Source organism: Sphingomonas sp. GW821-FHT12D09 (assembly GCF_058807215.1).
Map to the genome: position 1 here is coordinate 2,116,947 of NZ_JBXAQL010000001.1, position 20,914 is coordinate 2,137,860.

The 20,914-nt window shown below is 65.8% G+C and carries 11 protein-coding genes; 1 reads left to right on the forward strand and 10 read right to left on the reverse strand.

The features are described from left to right. Positions 1-6: 6 nt before the first annotated feature. From AC1RPL_RS09685 to AC1RPL_RS09695, 3 genes are all read right to left on the reverse strand, one after another. Positions 7-2,985, reverse strand: a complete 2,979-nt coding sequence (locus tag AC1RPL_RS09685) for a TonB-dependent receptor (protein WP_493069032.1) — start codon at positions 2,983-2,985, stop codon at positions 7-9. Between the two features lie 110 nt (positions 2,986-3,095). After that, the gene (locus AC1RPL_RS09690) at positions 3,096-4,016 is read right to left on the reverse strand and encodes a FecR family protein (RefSeq protein WP_493069033.1); all 921 of its coding nucleotides are present in this window, start codon (positions 4,014-4,016) and stop codon (positions 3,096-3,098) included. Between the two features lie 92 nt (positions 4,017-4,108). Beyond that, positions 4,109-4,684, reverse strand: a complete 576-nt coding sequence (locus tag AC1RPL_RS09695) for an RNA polymerase sigma factor (protein WP_493069034.1) — start codon at positions 4,682-4,684, stop codon at positions 4,109-4,111. Between the two features lie 307 nt (positions 4,685-4,991). Between AC1RPL_RS09695 and AC1RPL_RS09700 the strand changes: the two genes are divergently transcribed. After that, positions 4,992-5,228, forward strand: coding sequence for a DUF6894 family protein (locus AC1RPL_RS09700; RefSeq protein ID WP_493069035.1), 237 nt, complete (start codon positions 4,992-4,994; stop codon positions 5,226-5,228). Between the two features lie 72 nt (positions 5,229-5,300). Here AC1RPL_RS09700 and asd read toward each other — a convergent pair whose 3' ends face one another. The 7 genes from asd to AC1RPL_RS09735 form a co-directional block, all read right to left on the reverse strand. Next, positions 5,301-6,245, reverse strand: a complete 945-nt coding sequence (asd, locus tag AC1RPL_RS09705) for an archaetidylserine decarboxylase (protein ID WP_493069036.1) — start codon at positions 6,243-6,245, stop codon at positions 5,301-5,303. Between the two features lie 76 nt (positions 6,246-6,321). Continuing rightward, a complete protein-coding gene (locus tag AC1RPL_RS09710; RefSeq protein ID WP_493069037.1) occupies positions 6,322-9,390 on the reverse strand; it encodes a TonB-dependent receptor plug domain-containing protein in 3,069 nt (1,022 codons plus the stop codon). 400 nt (positions 9,391-9,790) lie between these two features. Beyond that, positions 9,791-9,943 (reverse strand): hypothetical protein, encoded by a 153-nt coding sequence (locus AC1RPL_RS09715; RefSeq protein WP_493069038.1) that lies wholly within the window; start codon positions 9,941-9,943, stop codon positions 9,791-9,793. 220 nt (positions 9,944-10,163) lie between these two features. Beyond that, positions 10,164-11,021 carry a nuclear transport factor 2 family protein gene (locus AC1RPL_RS09720; protein WP_493069039.1) on the reverse strand — a complete coding sequence of 286 codons (858 nt, stop codon included), beginning with the start codon at positions 11,019-11,021 and terminating at the stop codon, positions 10,164-10,166. Positions 11,022-11,091: 70 nt separating this feature from the next. Then, positions 11,092-11,877 (reverse strand): LytR/AlgR family response regulator transcription factor, encoded by a 786-nt coding sequence (locus tag AC1RPL_RS09725; RefSeq protein ID WP_493069040.1) that lies wholly within the window; start codon positions 11,875-11,877, stop codon positions 11,092-11,094. Then, entirely contained in the window at positions 11,877-13,055 is a 1,179-nt protein-coding gene (locus tag AC1RPL_RS09730; protein WP_493069041.1) for a sensor histidine kinase, read from the reverse strand. Before AC1RPL_RS09730 ends, AC1RPL_RS09725 begins: the two co-directional genes overlap by 1 nt. Before the next feature lie 125 nt (positions 13,056-13,180). Beyond that, complete coding sequence (locus AC1RPL_RS09735; protein ID WP_493069042.1) at positions 13,181-20,857, reverse strand: hypothetical protein; 7,677 nt, start codon at positions 20,855-20,857, stop codon at positions 13,181-13,183. Positions 20,858-20,914: the final 57 nt, after the last annotated feature.

Below are 20,914 nucleotides of genomic sequence, written 5' to 3' on the forward strand. Positions count from 1 at the left end.
TCCCCCTCAATATTTGAAACGCAGGGCAGCCGAGTAGACGCGACCCTCGAAATAGACGCGATCGGTCACTTCGGTGCCGGCCCAATAGGCACGCTGCGGCTTGGCGAGCAGGTTGCTGCCCTCGATCGTCAGCATGATATTGCGGTTGAACCGGTAGGTCGCCGAGGCATCGAACCGCGAGATCGGGTACCATTTCAGGTCGTTGTTGCGATCGGTCAGCGTGTAGCCGAGCACGAAGCCGCTGCGGATGCTGTAGGCCAGTTTCGCGCGGAACGGGCCGTCATCGTAGAAGATGCTGCCGTTGAAGCTCGAGCGCGAGATGCCGGTCGCATCGCCGGTGAACGCCACGCTGACCGGAGTCGCCGGCAGCTCCTGCTTCGAATCGATTAGCGTCAGGTTCGCCGCTGCACCGAAATTGCGCAGCATGCCCGGCGCGAAATCGAAGAAGGTGCTAGCGTTGAACTCGACGCCCTCGATCGTGCCCTTGCCCGCGTTGATCGGCTTGGTAACCGTGACGGTACCGGTCGCACCGGGGATCGCCGTCTCGTCCAGCTTGGTGCTGACGATGAAGCCGTCCACGTCGCGCTGGAACAGGGCGATGCTGAACGCGCCCGCCCGTCCGTAATAATATTCGAGCGAGGCGTCCCAGTTGGTCGATCGGATCGGCTGCAGGTCCGGGTTTCCGGTGGTCGCCGCAGCGACATAGGCTCCGCTCGCCGCCGTGACCTGCGCCAGGTTCATGCTCGGGTTGAGCTGCGAGAAATCGGGACGGCTGAAGGTCTTGGTATAGGCCAGCCGCAGCTGGAGCCTGCGCGAGAAGTGGAAGACCATGCTCGCACTGGGATCGACATCGACATAGTTCTGCCGGCCGTGGATCGGGGCATTGGTCACCACCGTGCCGGCCGGCGTACGGGCAGTGTTGGTCTGCGTGCCGTCGATGGCAAGTGCGGTGTTGACGATTCGCGCGCCGACGATGCCGTCCACCGCCACGCCGCCCAGCGCGAAGCCGTATTTTGCCTGGCCATACCAGGCATAGCTGGTCTCGCTGCCGTGAAAGGCCTTGAGCGGGTCATAGGCCGGACGGCCATTGTCGCTGAACAATGCGCTTTGCCCGGGTCGCGCGCGGACATAGTTGTTGAGCGCCAGCAGCGTGGCGGGGTCGCTCAAATTGCTGCCACGATAGCCGACCCATTGGCTGGGCAGCACCGCGTCGTCGCCGCCGAAGCCGGCGTCGATCACCAGCGGATCGGCACCGCCCGGAAGAGACGACAACGGCAGCAGCTGGCTGTTCAGATCGGCCAGGCTGGTGCCCTCGCGATAGTCGGCAGTGCGATTGGCATAGCGGAAGCCGGTCTTGATCGAGCGGATCAAGCCCTCGCCGGTATCCAGCGTCAGGTCGGTGCGCCATTGCAGTCCGTCCCCCTTCGCGCGGTTGCGCGTGTCCGAATAGGCGCGGACGTGGAACAGGTTCGGATTCGTCATGTCGACATTGTCGTAGGTGTACGAAAGGCCACCATATTTGCTGTCGCTCTGAAAGGCGGCGCGGATCACCGGTGCCGTGTTGAAGGCGAGCAGGACGAGCTGCTGATCGGTGTTGATCCGGGACAGGGTGTAGACCGCACTGGTGGTCAGCGTGGCGATGCCCGAGGTCCAGTCTGCGCCGAATTCGATCTGGGTGGTGTCGAGCAGCTGGCGCGTGTTCGACGAGCGCGGGCCCGAATTGGCGGTGGCGGTGAAGGTCGCACTCTTGATGATGTTGGTGCCGGGCACCAGCACGACGTCGCGCAGCGCAGTGCCGGCGGCAATGTTGGTCTGCAGGTCGTTGTCGTTATAGCGATTATCGTCGGTGATGTTGGTCGCACGCAGCTTGAAGCCGAGATTATAGGCCGGCCGCCACTGGATCTCGCCGGTCAGGACCGGTCGCTCATAATGCCCGTCCACATGCTTCACCAGGATGCCGATCGGGTAGTTCAGCCCGGTGCCTTGCCCGGCCGGCGTCACCGACTGGGTGGCGGTGGTATATTGGCGCTGCAGGTTCTCGCGATAGGATTCCAGATAATCGCGGCGCAGATAGGAAGCATTGGCCAGCACGCCGATCTCGCCGATCCCGGTGGCCCATCGGCCGCTGACCAGCAGGTCGACATTGTAGAAGGGCTTCTTCGCCTGATCGTCATAGCTGCCGCGTAGCGTGCCGGCGATGGTGATGCCCTTGGAGAAGTCGAGCGGCTGGCGAAGCTGGACGTCGACTGCGCCGCCGATCCCGCCTTCGATCAGATCGGGGGTTAGCGCCTTGTAGACCTTGATCGATCCGATCATGCTCGACGGATAGGAATTGAGCAGCGTGCGGCGCGACGAACCGGTATAGGCTTCCTGCCCGTTGAGCGTCGTCACCACCTGCGAGATACCGCGCACCGTGACCGCCTGGCCCTCGCCGCGGTTGCGGAAGATCTGCACGCCCGGCAGCCGCGCGAGTGCCTCGGTCGCGCTGTTGTCGGGAAGCTGGCCGATATCCTCGGCGGCGACGACATCGACGATCGCGTCGGACTTGCGCTTGGTTTCGCGCGCGGACTGGAGGCTGGCGCGAAAGCCGCTGACGACGATGGGGTCCGCCGCGGCATCGCCACCCGGCGCAGGTACTTCGTCGGCCTGGGATGTCGCCTGCGGCGCCTGCTGACTGAGGATCACCGTGCGGCCATCGTCGCTCGTGATCTTGAGCCCGCTCCCCGCGATCAGCCGATCCAGCGCCGCGCGACCCGACATCGCGCCTTTAAGCGCGGCGGACTGCCGGCCGCGGATCGTCTCGGTCGGGAAGAAGATCTGGACATGCGCCTGGCGTGCCCAGGCAGTAAGCGCGCTCGCCAGCGGCTGCGCCGGGATGTCGAAGCCCTGGCTGGCGGCCTGCCCGCGCGCATGTGCCGGCGCCGCCAACACGCACGTGGACAACAGCATCGCCGCGAACTGCGGACGTCCGAAATGAGCCGTCATGGAAACCCTCTCCCCTGCATTTCCGGGCGTCGCTTCCGCGCCCTCACCTTGCCGGACGAGCGGGAAAGGCCGAACCGCCAAGTCGCGGGAAAAAAATTTAGTGAAAAAACTTATTTGCGCAGATGCGCTCCATTTGCGGCACGTATCACGCGTACGCCAAGGCCAGCGGAAACTGCCTTGAGGAAGTCGGTGGGGTTCGAAGAAAGGAAGCGCCCGCCGATCCGGATGGAACCCACTGCCGCATCGTCGATCACGATCTTCTGCGGCAGATAGCGATTATATTCGGCGACTGCGTCGGCGAGCGGAGTATCGACGAACAGGATGTCACCGCTCTGCCAGGCGAGCACACTTTCTACCGCCTCCCCCGAAACCGGACTGATGGTCGGAGCGGCACCGCCCAGCGAAATGCGCTGATAGGCCCCCGCCTGGGATCCTGCATCGCTGCCGGTCGCCGCGCCGCGCAGCACCACCAAGTCCAGCGCAGCGGCGCGCAGCCGCGCGTTGAAGCGTCCGGGTTGCAGCGACGCGTCGGCAGCCTCGGTCGATAGCCGAGCCGCGGCCCCGGGCCGCAGATCGAGCGCCACTTCGCCGCGATCGAGCCAAAGCTCGCGCCGCGCCGAGGAGAAGCGCCAGGAAAGCTTGCTGTCCGTATTGAGCATCGCCGCGCTGCCATCGGGCAGGCGCAGCCGGCGGGTCTCGCCGATCCGAGTCGATGCGCTCTCCCAAGCATAGGCACGCGTCGCGATCAGCCCGGTTCCCGCCGCGATCACCGCCGCGCCCATGATGCCGCCGCCGCGTATCAGCCGCCGCCGCGTGATCGGAGCCAATTCTTCGGGAGCGCCCGCCACGCCACCGGCAGCCTCCCAGGCCGCGGTCACCCGCGCAAAGGCGAGCGCGTGCGCGGGATCCGCGTCACGCCACAAGTCGAACGCCTCCTCATCGATCGTCCCGGCTTGCCAGCGGGCGAGCCAGGCGGCCGCCGCACGCGTATCCGCATCGCGCTGCCGCTCGGAAAATCGATCGCCCCTCAAATTCATTCCCGATGCGTTCCCGAAGTCTTCCACCCTAGAGACGAACGAGGCGCCGCCCACCGCCAACTTTATCGCGCGTGCGCCAACAATTCTCAGCCGACTGCCCGGCTGTCTCCATCTTCGCCGGGCTCCACCGGGTCCGGCGGACCCGCATCACCAGGATCGAGCGCCCGGGTAAGCAGGTACAGGGCACGGGCCAGGCGCTTCTCTAGCGTCGAAAGGCTGATGCCCAGCTCCTCCGCGATCTCGCTCGGAGACTGGTCGCGAAACCGGCGGCGGACGAACACCGTCCGACATCGTTCGGGCAGCATATCCAGAGCCCTGCCTAGCTGCGTCATCTGATCGCGCCCGGAGACGACGCGAAACGCATCGGGCGCATCATCGCTGAGATCCAGGGTGTCGATCTCGGTCAATTGCTGGAACGCCACTACTTTCGCGCGGCGCATGCGCTCCATCGCGATATTGCGGATTGAGCGAACCACATAGGCGCGAGGATCGGTGATCGCCGCCCAGCCATCCAGCGCAATCAGCCGAACGAGCGCTTCCTGAACAAGATCGGCCGCTTCCTCACTGCCCCTGGTGAGACGCCGCGCCGTCGCCAGGTACCGCCGCTCGTGCGGCAGCACTTGGTCGATCAGCCAGCGATCTTGTGGGCGTGTAACGGCCATGTTCCCCGCGGCGATATAGCTGCATTGGCGGCGCGGTAGCCGCGATCAATTTCAGTTTCGCGACTCAAATCCATGCGCCGGGAGTTTGAACCCTAGCCGAGCCATGTCAATTGCCGGCGAGTTGTCGCTGTTGAGACTAAGATGACGCCCCCGCGGAGGGCGACCCGCTATGGGCGGCCGTCGACGTCGCATCGCCACCCACAAGTCCACATCCCACGCGGCACTCAGCGAATAAGACTTTGCCCGCCAGTGCCAAATTTGCCCCGGCCAACGCAACCGACTGAAATCTCGCGCATTATGCAGGCCTATGCCGCGCTATACCTTCCGTATCCGGACCGCTGATCACGCCAGCCACTTGCCCGAGACGTTCGAGTTGCCCGGATTAACCGAAGCGCTCATCGCGGCCAATGGTGCCGCACGTACCCTGCTCCGCCGCCAGTGTGCGGCACTGTCGAAAATTCGCGGGACGCTCGACGTCGAGGATGAGCGACAGATACCGGTTGCACGGCTCCTTCTTGCAGATGTGGCGCGTCAGATCTCGTGAAAGAACGCTCTGGCGGAGGAAAATTGCTCGCTTACGTTCGCCGCCAAGCCCCCAGCGCGCCACGTGCAGCGTTCAGCCCGGGCCGTTGCCCATCATCTCCCCCAAGCGTACTGACCGCTCCGGCTGCCAATCCGCGTTGAAGTCGATGGCACCGTTCCTGAACAGCATCACGATCGTCGAACCGAGAAGGAAGCGGCCCATTTCCTGGCCCTTCTCCAACACGATGTCCTGATCGCCATACGTCCACTCCGAAAGCTTGCCGGTACGCCTTGGATTGACCACGCCGTGCCAAACCGTAGCCATGCTTCCGACGATGGTCGCGCCGACCAGCACCATCACGAAGGGCCCGTGTTGCGGCGATTCAAATACGCAAACCACGCGCTCGTTGCGTGCGAACAGGTTCGGCACGCCGCGCGCGGTGGTCGGGTTCACGGAGAATAGCGCGCCCGGCACATAGATCATGCGGGTGAGCCTGCCGTCACAGGGCATGTGCAGGCGGTGATAGTCCTTGGGAGACAGGTACAGATTGGCGAAGCTGCCATGGCGAAACTGGGCAGCCAGCCCGGCATCGCCGCCGACCAGCTCGGTGGCGGTAAAGCGATGGCCCTTGGCCTGCAGCATGCGACCATCGTCGATCGCGCCGAACTGGCTGATCGCACCATCCACCGGGCAGATGAAATCGGCCTCGGCCAAGGGGCGGATCCCGACCTTGAGCGCGCGCGCGAAGAACGCATTGAAGCTGCCGTAGCTGGCGATGTCCGGGTCCTCGGCTTCGTTCATGTCGACGCCGTACTTGCGTACAAACCAGCGGATCACCGGAAGCGTCATCGCGCTTCCCTGCACGCTGGCGAGCCGGCCGGCAAAGAGGGTCAGGTGCCGCTTTGGCAACAGATATTGAAGCAGAATCTTGAGATGATCGGACATGGTAGGGTTCGAATAGTGGACACCACCACAAGTGTCACGAAATGCACTATGTGCCTTTCGAGAAATGCGCTGGTGCCTGGCATCGCCCGGCAATATTCTTCCCGTGCAAATCATACGAAAACGGGAGCGGCGCAGATCGCCGCTCCCGTCTATGGTCGTTCGAAATGACCTAGAAGTCGAGCTTCGCGCCGACCCGGAAATAGCGGCCCATGATGTTCGGACCAGCCCATGCTGGGTTGTAGCCATAGCTGTAATAGGCAGCATTCGGATCGAACGGCGGCTTGGTGTCGAGCAGGTTGAGCACGTTGAGCGACAGCGAGAACTGGTCGTTCAGCTTGTGCTGGATCGTGAGATCGACGTTCCAGATGTCCTTCGAACGGCACTGAACCGGGGTGCCGTCGTCATAGGTTTGCGCATAGGCATCGACTGCGCTCGCGCAATCGAACGGCGTGGCGCCGAAATCGACCGCCGAGACGTGATAGCCCGCCGTGTAATAGGCCGTCGCCGTCACGCTCGTGCCGCCGAACTGCACGGTGTTCTGCCAGCTGGCGCGCCAGCGCGGCGAACCCGAGCAGGACGTCGTGTTGCACGGGCTGAGCGTGTCCTCATACTTCCACGGCTCCTGCGCCTCGCCGGTGACCGGATCGACCAGCGTAAGATGGTTCTTGTCGAGATACGAAGCCTCGAAGGAGCTGATCCAGCGGATGCCGTCGGTCACCTTCATGTTGGCGTTGACGCCGACGTCGATGCCCTGGACCACCTGCTGGTTGGCATTGGCATAGGACGCCTGGACGAAGCCGATGTGCGGCAAAGCATTCGGGTTGGCCGGATCGACCGGGCCCGGCCGGACGATGAAGCCCGGAATGTTCACCACGCCGTTGTTCGAATAATATTGTTCGACGACGGGCCCGATGCCGCTGACACCCACGATCTGGTCGCGCACCTTGATGCGCCAGAAGTCGAGCGTGAAGCTGAGGCCGCGGATCGGCTCGATGATCAGCCCGGCGGTGATGTTCTGCGACTTCTCCGGCTTCAGCGCCGGATTGCCGGTGTTGGTCAGGCCGACCGAGAACGGCGCGGTGGCATAGGCATTGTTGTCATGCGCCGCGCAGAACGCCGCATAGTTCTGGCAGAACTGGGCATTGCCGCCCTGCGAGACATAGCCGGTGGTCGGCAGGCCGAACGCCTCGTTGAAGCTCGGGATGCGGAAGCCCTGCGACCAGGTACCGCGGAAGGCGAGCTGCTTGATTGGCGTGAACTTGGCGCCAACCTTGGGCGAGAAGTTCTTCTGGCCGGTCGAATAGGAGTCGTAGCGGCCCGAAAGGTTGAGCTCGATCTTGTCGAGCGCCGTCGCCTCGAGTTCGCCATAGGCCGAGAACACCTTGCGGCTGCCCGAGGTGCCGACCGAGTTGACGTCGTAGTAACGCTCCCACGGACGGGCGTCATTGCCCGCATTGGCGCTCGGTGCATCGATCGCCTCATAGCGATAGGCAATGCCGGCCGCGGCGTTCAGGCTGCCGCCAGGAAGATCGACTATCTTGCGAGAGACGTTCGCGGTGGCCTGCCAGAGATCGGAGGTCGATACCGTGTTGTTGTCCGGCGCGATATAATCCCAGACGCTCTGCGGGTTCGCGGCCGGATTGACGAAGTTGAAGGTGCCGCGCGCCAGCACGTCCATGATGCGCTGCGGCATCAGGTAATTATATTGGGTGCGGCTCAGCTTCGAATTGGCGGCGACGAAATTCGCCGAATAGTCGAACCCGCCGATAACGCCCGACAGGCCGATCGTGCCACGGATCGTGCGCGAGACCGCTTCGTCGCGGCGGACGCGATCGGAACGGAACAGCACCTGCGCGGTCTGGCCGGCAGCGGCGTAGGGATTCTGCGGGTTGAGTACGCCGTTGGTGGCGTCGCAGCCCGTGTTCAGCCCGTTCGGCGTACCGACGCCGGCGGCGCAGACATAGACCGGCATGATCACATAATAGCTGCCGACAGTGGTGGGCGGCGGCATATTGTAGTTAAAGCCCTTCGGCGTGGCGGTCGCCACGGTCGAGGTCTTGTAATAGTTCGCCTGCGCATAGAGCTGGTGCGATTCACCGATATTGGCGGTGAAGCGCGAGGAGAAGCCGAAGCGCTCGACGTCCGGCAGCAGCATCAGATAATCGACCGGATTGGCTTCGCACACGACGCCGCTCGCGGGTGCCGAGGCCAGCGCGGCGATCTGGGCCGCAGTGAGCTGACGGCGCGTCGCGCTGCCGCAACCGGCAGCCGGGTTGAGATAGGAGAAGCGGCCCGATCCGATGTTGCTGCCTGCCGTGGTGACCGGGCGAACCAGCGCGACATTGGGCACGGCGGCCATGCCGTTCACCGTGCCGTCGGGGCTGATGCCGTTCCAGTTGAGGTTGTGCATACAACCGCCGCTGGGGTTGCAGATCTTGCTCCAGTCGGAGGTGTTGAACGGATAGCCGCGGTCACGCGCATAGAGCGGGTTCTGCTTCAGATACTCGCCACTGACGTAGAAGTTGAAGCCCTGATCGTTCAGGTCGCCATAGCCCCAGGTCACGTCCGCGCGCTGCTCGCCCGCATCGCCGCGCTGCGAGACGCCGGCGGAGACATTGGCGTGCAGGCCCTTGATCTCCTTCTTGGTGATCACGTTGATCACGCCCGCCACCGCGTCCGCGCCATAGGTGGAGGAGGCGCCATCGCGCAGCACGTCGATGCGCTCGATGATCGCGTTCGGGATCGTGTTCAGATCGACGAAGTTGCGCTGCCCGTCGTCCGCCAGCGGATAGGGCGCCATGCGCAGGCCATCGAAGATCGTCAGCGTCGCCTGCACCGTCAGGCCGCGCAGCGATATCGCGCTCGCGCCCGCCGCGAAATTGCCGCCGGCGTTCCAACCCTGGGTGATCGTGCCGGCATTGCCGGCCGAGAGCCGCTGCACTGCCTCGGTCACGGTGTTGAGGCCACGCTGCTCGAGCGTCTCGGCGGAAAGCACGGTGACCGGCGATGGCGTCTCGGCGTTGGTGCGGCGGAACAGCGAGCCGGTGACGACGATTGCGTCGCCCGTTTCCTCGGCCTGCGCCTCGGGTACCGGTGCGGCGGTATCCGGAACCGCCTGGCCGGCGGTGTCCTGTGCGTGCGCGGGCGCTGCGAGAAGGATCAGCCCGGCCGGCAGCGCGCCGCAAAGCGCGGTGGAGCCGATCAACAGGCGATGGAATAGCGTGCTCTTCTTGATCATTATCTGCCCTCTTTCTGGCGGACCGCCGATCGTGCAGGCTCCCTGAAGCCCTGTCGGCGGTTCTTCCCTTGCGCGCGACGCGTGCCTCTCGATGCAGCCCTTCGATGGGATTCGGCTGCTCCCGCAGGGAGCGACGATCGTCGGGTGAATGCCCCGCGGCACGCGCCGCGCTGCACCCGCCTTCGGAACGGGTGCGATCGAGAACTGTGGGCGGAAGCGACGCAGCGCCTGTGTTTCGCGACCAAGGCCGCGCATGCCGCGACAAGGACCGCCCCCGAAACGTTCAGGCTATTCGGGGCGGAAGCCGGCCAGTTTCGCATCGCGCCGGCTGCGCGCGCGTCATGGCATTCCGGATATTATCGGTGCGCGCGGGCGAATGCATGGATGGCGCCCGCACGCATCAACCGCCGTTCGGCTCGGGCTTGCGGGCAGGTTTGGCGGCGAGTGTGGCCGAGGCCCGGCCAGCGGCAGCCACCCGATCCGCCGCGCTGGCCATGGGATCGGCCGATGCTTCCGGCGCGAAGAGCGGCACGGGCGTCGCAGCAAGGATCATCGCATGATGGACTTTCCCAGGGCGCACCCAAGGGGCGCGGGCGACCTGTTTGGAGACTAGGTCGCCCGCCACTTCCGGATCGAGGGATCAAGCCGGAAGCGAACCTTGTTGCGGGACCTTCTTGTGCCGTTTCCCGGTCCGCGGCACGCCGGATGCGACGAGGATGGAGCGGCGCTCGACGGCGCCGACGAATGCCGCCGGGCACGCGACAAGACTGGAATCACACGAGTTCGTCGATCAGCAGCTGCCAGGCCGCGCCGTTGCGGCGCCACACCCGCACATAATAGCTCGGCGATCCCGTGGCCGGGATGAAGCGGCCATAGCTCACTGCCAGATCGTCCGCCGCGGAGATCCGCGCCCCGAGCTGCTCTACCCGTACGAAAGCCCGCACATCAGGCGCGAGACGGCCAGCCGCTGCCTTGACGACGGGGGCATTGCGCGGACGAAGAAGATAGCCGTCTTCGGCCATCACCGGCAGCAGCGCCGCTAGCCCCTTGTCGAGAAACGCCGCGTTCAGCGCCTTCTCCGTCGCGTCCAGGCCATGCCCTGCGCCTGCGGCGGCGGGCACGCCGTCGACGAAGCGCGTCGCTTGCGTCGGCAGTGGCACGGCGTCGGCGGCCGCCTGTGGCGGGAGCCCATGATCGAGGAACCAGCGCCAGCGCCCATCCCCTCCGCGGAGCCAGATGGTCAGGAACTGCCCCGCGAGCACCCGGCCGCCGCGCGTCATCCGATAGGGGCCGCTGGTGAAGCCGAGATCGTTCGACCGGGCGATGCCTGCCATGGCAGGCTGCCACTCCAGCGTGAGACCGGGCGTATCGACCTGCTTCGCGAGGTGCTCCGGCGCCGATACCGGCTCGGGGACCAGCAGCACGCTGTCGCTGGCGGCATGGGCACGAAAGGCAGGCGTGATGCCCAGGCGCGTCGCATCGGCCGCGAAGGCGCGCTCGGCGGAAAGGAGCCCGGCAAAGGGGTCGTCCACCGATTGGGCCTGCGCCGGCGCCGAAAGGGTGAGGAGCAGCGCGGCGCCGGCAAGGCACAAGGCGGCGGCGCGATGGCGCGACATAGGTTTACTGAGCATGGCGAACTCTCGCCGACCGGCCGTCTCGCGCGAGCGCAATGCGACGGGGATCATATCCGATGCGACTAACTCACAAGCCGAGGCGCTGGACGACCTGGTCCTGGTAATTGGGCCCGACCTGAAGCCGGGTACCATCGTTGAGCAACAGGCGCAGCAGGCCCTTTCCGGGTCGCTCGACGCCCGTCACCGCCGCGAGACGCACCATGTGCGAGCGGTGGACGCGGACGATAACGCTCGGATCGATGCGTTGCTCGATCTCATTCATCTTGGCGCGCATGATGTACGACTTGTACGGCGTGTTGAGCAGCACATAGTCGCGCGCCGCCTCGATCCGATCGATGCTGTCGATCGGAACGCGAACCGAGCCCTGCCGCCCGGGAACCCAGATGCCGCTATCATAGGCCGGATGCGCCAGCTCGGACTGCACCTCGCCATCAGCGCGCAGTCCGGTCACGATGGTGGCGAGCTCGGCCGCCCGCCCCTCGGCATCCAGCATCCGCAGGCGGCGGCGCACGCGTTCGATGCCAACGCGCAGCCGATCGAAGCTGACCGGCTTGAGCAGATAGTCGACGGCCTCGACGCTGAACGCATCAAGGGCGAAGCGGTTGAAGGCGGTGACGAACATGACCTCGGGGGCCTTGGGGCTGTCGGCGAGGGACTGCGCCAGATCGATGCCGGAAAGGCCAGGCATCTGGATGTCGAGGATCGCGAGATCGGGCTTCAGCTCGGCGAGCTTCTCGCGCGCCTGGAAGCCATCATTCGCCGTACCGACCACCTCCACGTCCGGAATTGCCGCAAGCGCAAAAGCGAGGCGTTCGAGCGCGAGAGGCTCGTCATCGACCAACAGGATACGCATCATTCGGCCGCCCGGCGCACCGGCACCAGCCGCAAGGGGAGGCTCAACGTCACGAGAAACCCTTTCTCCGTCGCGCGCGCGTCGATGGCGCCCAGCGCGTCATAAAAGGCCGCGAGCCGTTTGCGGACATTGACCAGTCCGACGCCCAGGCCCGCCGGCTTCGATCCCAGGGCGTGCCGCCCGTCGTCCTGCACCACGAGCTCCAGCATGCCGCGAACCTCACGGGCGCGCAGCGATAAGGTCACGCGCTCACGCGACGGCGCCACGGCATATTTGATCGCGTTCTCGACGAGCGGCTGCAGCAGGAAGCTCGGCACCATCGCATCCAGCAGGCCGGCAGGGCAATCGAACTCCACGTTCAGCCGATCGCCGAAGCGCGCGGACTCGATATCGAGATAGGACTGGGCGTTGGCCAGCTCTTCATCGAGCGTGATCTCTTCCTGCGGGTCCGTCTCGAGCGACAGGCGCAGGAAATCGGCGAGCTTCATCGTCACGTGCTCGGCGTCGGCGTTGCGCCGGGTGACGATGAGCGAGGAGATCGCATTCAAGGTGTTGAACAGGAAATGCGGGTTGAGCTGGAAGCGCAACGCGGCGAGCTGGGCCTGGTGCGCCGCCTCATTGGCCTCCGCCAGCCGGCGCTGCGTCTCGCGCATCGCCATGTCGCTCAACGTCAGGCCCCAGGCGGTAGCGTAGAAGCCATAGATGAACACGAAGGGCATCAGGCCGCGATAGAAGATCTCCAGGACGGGCGGAGACTTGCTTGCCACCGCCATCGCATAATCGCGCACCTGATAGGCATCGATAGCGCCATGCGCGACGGAGATCGCAATCGCCGCGACCATGATCAGCGGCACCCGCAAGCGGCGCGGCGCGCGTCGGCATAACCAGATGATGCCGACCAGCACCGCCGACAGCAGCAGGCCGAAGACGAGCGTCTGGGCCAGCAAGAGCTTGTACGCCGAGGAGAAAGGCCCGCCCGCAGCGATATCCTGCGCCGACCACAGCACCAGCGCGATCAGCCAGAGGAATATCGTCATCCCCGCCGCGACCCACAGATCGCGAGGCTTCATGCCGGGCGGAAGGATGTCTTGCATGTTTGCGAACATAGCAGAGTTTGCCTGCGTGACGATCAATTCAGAACGGCGCGTCAAACGGCGGGAACGGGCCAGGCACCACAAGTACGAGCGAAGGCGCAACGCCGCGCCGGATGCACGCGGGTTTCGACGAAAGCCGATTTCGCCGCGACGAAGACCGACGCGCCGGCCCGGGCGGATATGCCCGGACCGGCGCGCCTTTTCCCGGATCAGAATGCAACCGAGAGGCCGGCATTCACGCTGTGGCGAGTGGTGTCACCGAACTTGTTACCGACACCCGCGCCATATTCGCCCGAGTAGCTGACGTTCAGGCGAACCCCCTTCGTCACCGGAGCAGTGAGGCCCAGTGCGAGATGCGCCATGGTATCGCCGCGGTCCGCAGCGTGCGCTCCCACCACGCCGCCGCTGGCCGCATTGGTGAAGTAGGCGTCGGCGACGCCGTTGTTGCCGCCGAGCTGATAGCGGAGTCCCGCCTCTGCCCAGGGGGCGACCCCGCCGAGATCGTAGCTTACCGAGAGTGCCGCATCGCCGAACAGGGCGTCGCTCTTGTGCCCGATCGCGGTCAGCGCGAAGTCCGAACCGTTCTCGGCCGCCTGTTCGCGGCGGCCCTGCACGAAGCTCAGGCCGACCCTCGGGGCGATCCGCAGCGAACCCAGCGATACCTGATAATCCGCCGAGACATCGACGAGTAGGCCGCCCAGGTCGTAGCGCGACGTTGCGGTGCCGCCCGGCACGCCCCGCCTGGTTTTCGCGCGCGACAGGTCATAGGCGAGCAGGCCTCGGATCGCGAAGGCGCCGGACTCTCCGCTCGCCGTGACGCCGACCTGCATGCCGTCAAGCTTGGTGGTGGCACCGAGGCCTTCGACCGTCTGGTTGGTCGAGAGGTTGCCGACGAACGCGCCGACCCGCGCATTCTCGGACATCCCAAAGCCGAGCCCGCCGAGCAGGCCGCGGCTGTCGCTGCGCAGGTCATGCGCACCGGTGAAGGCGTTCCCGTTGAGCGCGCCTTCCTGGTACAGGCCCTGCGCGAAGCCGTAGAAGCCGGTCTGTCCCTTGTTGCTCCGCTCGATGGAGCGTACCGCATCGACCATTGCCAGGCCGGTGTCGATGCTTGCCTGCTCCGCCGCCGCATAGGCTTCCGGGCTCAGCTGGGCGAAGCCCGCGGCGCGCGAGGTGCCGTTGGTCTCGACCAGTGCAGGCAGCGCGCCGGTGAAGGCCTGGACCATCTGGCCGCCGCCGAGCACGACGTTGGCGTAACGGATCGAGTCCTGCACGTTGGTGCCGAACGCGGTGTCGTTCTGGAATTCGCCGACCAGCTGGATCTTGTTGCCGCGCGTCGCCACGAAGCCGAACACCGTGTTCGACTTGTTGATCGTAGTGAAGCCGCCATTGATGCCGCCCTGCGCCACGACCAGGTCGAGCGCACCGCCCGGGGTGGACTGGAGCATGCCGGTGATGTCGAGCGTCGCACCGGTCTGGATGGTCATGTTGCCCGAGATGTTCAGGCGGTCGCTACCGGTCGGGGCCATCTCCAGCAGCAGGTTCGAGCCGTTGGTGAAGAGCACATTGCCGTTGACCGTCATCGTGCCCGGCGAAGCGCCTGGCGACAGCGTGCCGCGCACTTCGATATTGGCGTTGACCGTCCCGGCCGAGCCGAAGGTCGCGCCCTGCCCAACGACCAGCGTCTTGGCCGAGGTGATCGTCGTGCCCGCCTGACCGATCAGGCGGCCGCCGGTTACCGAGATCATGTCGTAGCTGACATTGCCGGTGAGCGAGACGACGCCGCCGGCGACGTTGAGCGCCTCGAACTCGCTATAGCCCTGGCCATTCCATGCGGTCGGCGCGGCATAGGTGCCCTGGGTGTTGAACTCGAGCGTGTCATAGCCGGCGCCACCGCTGGCGGTGCCGGTGACTGCGTTCGCACGGCCAAGCGTCAGGCGATCGTCGCCTGCGCCAAGCGCGACATTGCCGACCAGAATGCCCTGTACGTTGAGGGTGTTGGCACCGTCATTGCCCGCCAGAGTCGGCACGGTGAGCGTCGAGCCCGCCGCGATGGTCAGCTTGGCGCCGAAGAGATCGACCGTATCGAAGGCAGCATCGCGGTCGATGATCAGCTCGCCGGCATCGCCCGATTCGAGCTGCTCGAAGCCGGTGGCGTTGACGCTGCTCAGCTTGCGGACGGTGTTCGCCGCCTGGTTGAGCACCAGCCGATCATTGCCCGCACCACCGTCGATCGCGCCGCTCAGGGTCGCGCCGCTGGAGAGCGTCAGGACGTTGTCCGCCGCGCCGAAGCTGGTCTGGGTCGCCGTGACGTTGCTGCCTGCGGCCACGGTCAGGTCGCCTTCCTCCACCGAGATCGCCTGGAAGGTGCCGTTGCCGCTGATCGCGAGGTTGCCGGCGCCGCGCGCCAGGATGTCCTCGAAATTGAGGATCTTGGCGGTGGCGAGCGTCGCTGTCTGGTCGGCGAGCGTGTTGAACACGAGCGCGTCGTGCCCTGCCCCGCCATTGACCGTGCCGAGGATCGAGCCGCCATCGACGATCAGCTGGTTGTCATGCTCGTCGAAGTTCAGAACCTGATCGGCGCCGATCGTGCCGCCCAGGGTCAGCGCCGAACCACCCGCGACGTTGATCGTCTCGAAGCTGGCGATGCCGCCGGCGATCGTCGAGTCCCCGGCCAGGTTGAGGTTGAGCACGTCATTGCCCGCGCCGCCGTCGAGCGCGCCCGAAAGCGTACCGGCGAGGCTCATCGTCAGCGTATCGTTGCCGCCGCCCAGCGAGACTCCGCCGGTGAGCGCGGTGTTGAGGATCACTGATTGGTCGCTGTCGTCGCCGATGATGTTGCCGATATGATGGTTGCCGGTGCCTGGATTGAGCGTCAGGTCGGCGCCATTGCGCAGCGTCACCGCATCGAAGTCCTGGTTCATCCCGAGCGTCAGCCGGGCATTGCCCGAGACGTCGAGCGACTCGAAATTGATGACGTTGGGCAGGTCGCTGGCGTCCTGGGTGATGTCGAACGCCACGGTATCGATGCCCGCGCCGCCATCGACCAGGCCCGTGGCGGTACCGCCGGCAAGAACCAGGCGATCATTGCCCGCGCCCAGGTCGATACCTCCCTCCACCACACCGCCGGCGTTGAGCGTCACGACATCATTGCCGCCACCCATCGCGAGACCACCGCCGATCGCACCGGAGACATTGACCGACTCCGCCGCGTCCGAACCGACCAGCGCCGTGGCGCCCTGGGTCTGGAAGCGCGTGCCCGCCGCGACGGTGACGTTGGAGCCCGCCATGTTGAGCGCGTCGAGATCGGTGGTGCCGCGGATCGTGATCGAACCGCTGCCGCGCTGGGCCAGCGTCTCGAACTCGCGGAACTGGTCGAAGTTGATCGAGCCGCCGCCGGTCGCGTCCACCATCAACGTGTCGTTGCCGGAGCCGCCATAGGCCGTTCCCGTGAAATTGCCCGAGGCGGCATAGACGAAGCTGTCGTCGCCTTCGCCCAGGCGTAGATCGCCCTGCAGCGTGCCGTAATTCTCGAACACGTCATTACCGTCGGCCAGGTCGACATTGCCGATGATCGTGCCGCCCGCCAGGTTGCGGATCCTGTCGGTGGTGTTGATCGTCTGGATGCCGCCGGCGATCCGATAGGTGTCGCCCTCGCCATCACCCGGCGCATCGAGATCGACGCCGCTCGCATCGAAGTTGCGGTCGCCCTCCAGCACCGTGTCCGCACCACCGCGGATCATGCCGAGATTGTCGAGTTCGAAGAAGCGCAGCGCCGCATCGACGCTGGTGCTGCCATAGCCCTCGTCATCGACGCCCGCGACCAGCAGCGCGCTCGAAAGCCCGCCGGTCGCCTCGATCGTGCCGCCGGCCGCGTTGGTCATGCGGGCGATGCCATAATCGCCGCGCAGCATTGCGAACACACCAGTGGCGAGATCCGGCGCGGAACCCGCGTTGCTGCCGCCGCCATTGGCGCTGATCTTGCCGCTGTTGGCCAAGGTGCCGACCACCACCGGGGTGGGATCGATGCAATCCTCCTCGCCCAGGCCGCCGAATGCGGTGAGCAGCAGGCCGGTGCCACCCTTGCCGTTGGACTGGATCGTGCCGCTGTTGGTCACGTCATAGCTGTTGCCACGCACGCTCGCGCCGGCGGCATAATTGCCTGCCGCGGAGATCGTGCCGCTATTGCCCAGCTTCACCCCGCCATATTCGCTGTAGAGGTCGACGGCATCGTCCCCGCCGCTGTTGGCGCTGATCGATCCGCTGTTCGAGACTTCAATGCTGTTGCCCGCCGCCGCCGGGCTGGAATCGTCGCCAAAGCTTTCGGCGGCGACATAGAGGCCGCGGCCCTCGGTCGAGCTGATCGCGCCGCTGTTGGTCATGGTGAAGGCGCCGGCGCCATAGCGCTCGATATACACGGCGGTGTTGCGCGCCGTGATCGCGGCGGTGTTGACGAAGCTCGCCAGCGTGTTCGACGCGGTCACGCCGTAAAGCGCGCTCTTGATCGTGCCGTTGTTGACCAGCTGGAGGTTGCCCTCCCCGCGCGGATCGCTCGCCTCGATCGCAGCGGACACGCCATTGTCCGCATCGGCGATGTCGTAGCTGGCGTTGTTGGTCACCTTGCCGTTGCCGAGCACGCGCAGCGCCGTCGTCTGTGTCGCGGCCGAAGTGACAGTGACTTCGGTCGTCGCCCCGCTCGCCTCGACACCGTGCATCTCGAAGCCGGTGCCGGGCACGTTGGTGGCGAGATCGAAGGTGCCGCTGGCGGTGAAGGAGCGGCCATAGGCGTCGGCGCCGTCGCCGCCGGTCACCGTGCCGCTCACGTCGACCGCCGCGCCGTTACGCGTGAGCACGGTGTCGTTGCCGTCGCCCATGTCCAGGTTGCCGGTCACCTTGCCGCCGTTCGCGACGTAGAGGTCGTCGCCGCCTCCGAGCAGGACATGGCCGGTGATCGTGCCCGCATTCTCGACGATGTCGTTGGAATAGCCGGTGCCGACGATCGCCGCGCCCGCAGTGCCGATGACATAGCCGTTGCTATGGCCTTCGATCACACCATTCTTGTTGTTGATGATGCGATTGACGCCCGAGCCGGTCAGCTCGATCGCGTTGCCGTAGTAGCTTTTGATATTGCCCGTGTTGTCGAGGACGGAATCGTCCATCCGGACGGCCGTGCCCTGCACCGTGATCTGGCCGAGGCCGAGACCGCCGCGCTCGTTCGTGAAACTGCTGTCCCGCATGTCCACACCGGTCGCCAGGCTCTCCGCCGGCGGCGGCGTGGTCCGCAGGTCCTCGCGCAGCGTGGTGCGATTGGTGATGGTGCTGCCCTCGGCGTGAAGCAGCGTGCCCGACCGCGTGCCCGTCTTGCGGATTTCGGTGCTGTTCGACAGCAGCACCTCGGTGCCGTAGCCGGTCTTGAGGCCGATGCCGCCGGTAAAGCCGATGCCGCCCTTCTGCGCGAAGAGCTCGACACGGCGGGCATAGGTCGCATCGACTGCGACACCCTCCGTACCCCCGCCCACGACGCCTGCGATCACCAGGTCGAGACCCTGGCTGTTGTCGCCGAATTCGCTTGCTGTCGAGTTCTGCTCGACAAGGATCGACGGCCGCGCATAACCGCCATTATTGAACTGCATGTCGAGCACGACACGGCCGTCGCCGGTCAGGCGGAGCAGGCCGTCATAGCTCTGATGGCCGTCGCCATCGGCATCGAGCGGACCCTGGAGCGTCAGCACCGTGTTCGCGCCAGCCGCCTCGTAGATCGTGCCGCCCGAGAAGCCGGTCACCGGATCCTGGAGCACCGAGAAGGTCCGTGTGCTGCCGGCGCGCGCCTGGAGCACATTGTTGCCGGCGCCCATGTCGATGCTGCCCGAGACCAGGCCGCTGGTGTCGACGGTGCCGTCCTGCTTCAGGCGGCCGAGGTCGACGACCAGCTTGTCGTCGCCATCGCCGGTCGAGAGATTGCCCTGGATCGTGCTGCCCTCGGCCAGCCAGACCATGTCGTTGCCGGTGCCGCCGAGCACGACGTCGCCGATGATGCTGCCCTTGTTGGCGACCAGCGTGCCGGAAGGGGCATTGGCGTAGAGATCGATGGCAATGCCGCCCGTGCCGCCGCGGATCTCGCCTTCGTTGATGACCCGGTTCGGCGCGGTGTACTGACTGGTGTAGCCGGTGACCGCAGCATATTCGCCGGTGCTCGCGATCGAGCCGAGATTGGTGAGGCTCGATCCATATTCCATGTAGACGCCGGTGCCGCCGCGGATCACGCCGCCGGCATCGTTCAGGAAACTGGTGTAGCCGTTCTCCAGGCTGACCGCATATCCCTGCGCGTTTTCGTTCGAGATCGTGCCGCTGTTATAGCCCGAACCCTGCACGCCGACCGCGGTCTGCACTGCGCCCTCGGCATGGATCGTGCCGCGATTGGCGAAGCCATATTCATTCTCGGCAAACCCGAGGCCGGTCGCGCGGATGCCGTAAGCGGCATCGCCCGCCAGGTTGATCGTGCCCGCGGTGTCGTTGACGAAGCGGGTGTTGAAATCCTGGGCCTCAATCAGCGCATAAGGCGCATCGGCATCGGGAGTCTCGACGCCGGTGAAGCTCAGCGTGCCGCGGTTGACGAAGGTCAGGGGCGCGTACCCATCGCTGAAGTCATTGTACGAGCTGAGCGTCAGGCCCGCATCCGATCCGCTATAGGTGAAGCTGGCGAGGTTGGTGACGGTGCCGGGCCCGGTAATGTCGAGCGCGCTGGTCAGGTTTTCCGCCGCGATCGTCACGTTCAGGTCGCAACCGCACAGATCGACGCCGTAGCGCTCGAAACCGGTCGGCAGCGCGCCCAGGGCGAGCGTGCCCGAGCCGGTCATGCGATAGCCATAGGTGTCGGTGCCCAAGCCGCCATCCAGCGTGCCCGTAGGCAGGCCGGCCACGCCGTTCGCATTGGCCTCGCGCCAGAACTTGTCGTCGCCGGCTCCCATCGAGACCGCGCCGGTGATGCTGCCGCCGATGCGCTGGAAGATGCTGTCGTCAAACTCGCCGAGCTCGACCGTGCCGGCAACTTGGCCGGCATTCTCGATGCTCGCCGAGCCAGCGACGCGGATCGCCATGTCGCCCGCGCTGCGGATCACGCCGCCGGTCTTGTTGGCGAGATCGAGATATTCCGCTTCGATCGCGGGCGCCGTTCCGCGCGCTTCGATCGTGCCGCTGTTGGTGACGTCGGCATATTGGGTGGCGACGATGGTCGCCGCGCTGGCCGAGTTGTTGGCGACGGTGCCGCGGTTTTCGAGGCTGACATATTCCGAGCGGATCGCCGACGCGTCGCCGGCTTCGATCGTGCCCGCATTGGCGCCGTTCGTCTCATAGACGTCCAGCCCGCCCTCGATGCGACCGCCGGCGCGGTTCCGCAGGTCGAGCGAAGCCGAGCGGGCGCGCACCGCCGGGCCGTCGGTGCCGCGCACCAGCCCGGCATTGTCCAGCGCGACGAAATTGCCGCTGTCGTCGCTCTGGCGGATGGCATTGGCGCCGCTCAGCGTTCCTGCACGGCCGATCCTGACGTCCAGGCTGGCCGCATCGGCGAGCAGCACCGCCGGGCCCTGCGACAGCACACTGCCATTTGCGATCAGCTTGCCGCTCACGTCGAAGCGGAGCGCCGCGTCCGGGGTCGTCTGGCTGCCGACAGTCGCATTCGGCTGCACGGTGACGGTGCCATTCGGCACGGTCACCACGAAGGGATCGGACGCGCCTGCGCAAATCACCTGCGCCTCGCCTGCGCACTGCGCGCGTGCCGCAGTCGAGGACAGCGCGATGGCGAGCGTCGCCGCGCTGACGAACAATGCGGCGCGGCGCTTGGCGCCAGGATGGACGATAGTGCGGATGGGATAAGCGGTACGCGACATGCTGCAGCTCCAATGACGGAAGGTGCCGGCACGCGATGCGCACCAGGCTGAACAGCG

What these genes read in the sequence shown, in the direction of transcription:
- AC1RPL_RS09715 (WP_493069038.1), bottom strand. Translation starts at nt 9,943, where the DNA reads ATGATCCTTGCTGCGACGCCCGTGCCGCTCTTCGCGCCGGAAGCATCG.
- AC1RPL_RS09735 (WP_493069042.1), bottom strand. Translation starts at nt 20,857, where the DNA reads ATGTCGCGTACCGCTTATCCCATCCGCACTATCGTCCATCCTGGCGCC.
- AC1RPL_RS09685 (WP_493069032.1), bottom strand. Translation starts at nt 2,985, where the DNA reads ATGACGGCTCATTTCGGACGTCCGCAGTTCGCGGCGATGCTGTTGTCC.
- AC1RPL_RS09720 (WP_493069039.1), bottom strand. Translation starts at nt 11,021, where the DNA reads ATGCTCAGTAAACCTATGTCGCGCCATCGCGCCGCCGCCTTGTGCCTT.
- AC1RPL_RS09710 (WP_493069037.1), bottom strand. Translation starts at nt 9,390, where the DNA reads ATGATCAAGAAGAGCACGCTATTCCATCGCCTGTTGATCGGCTCCACC.
- AC1RPL_RS09695 (WP_493069034.1), bottom strand. Translation starts at nt 4,684, where the DNA reads ATGGCCGTTACACGCCCACAAGATCGCTGGCTGATCGACCAAGTGCTG.
- AC1RPL_RS09725 (WP_493069040.1), bottom strand. Translation starts at nt 11,877, where the DNA reads ATGCGTATCCTGTTGGTCGATGACGAGCCTCTCGCGCTCGAACGCCTC.
- AC1RPL_RS09700 (WP_493069035.1), top strand. Translation starts at nt 4,992, where the DNA reads ATGCCGCGCTATACCTTCCGTATCCGGACCGCTGATCACGCCAGCCAC.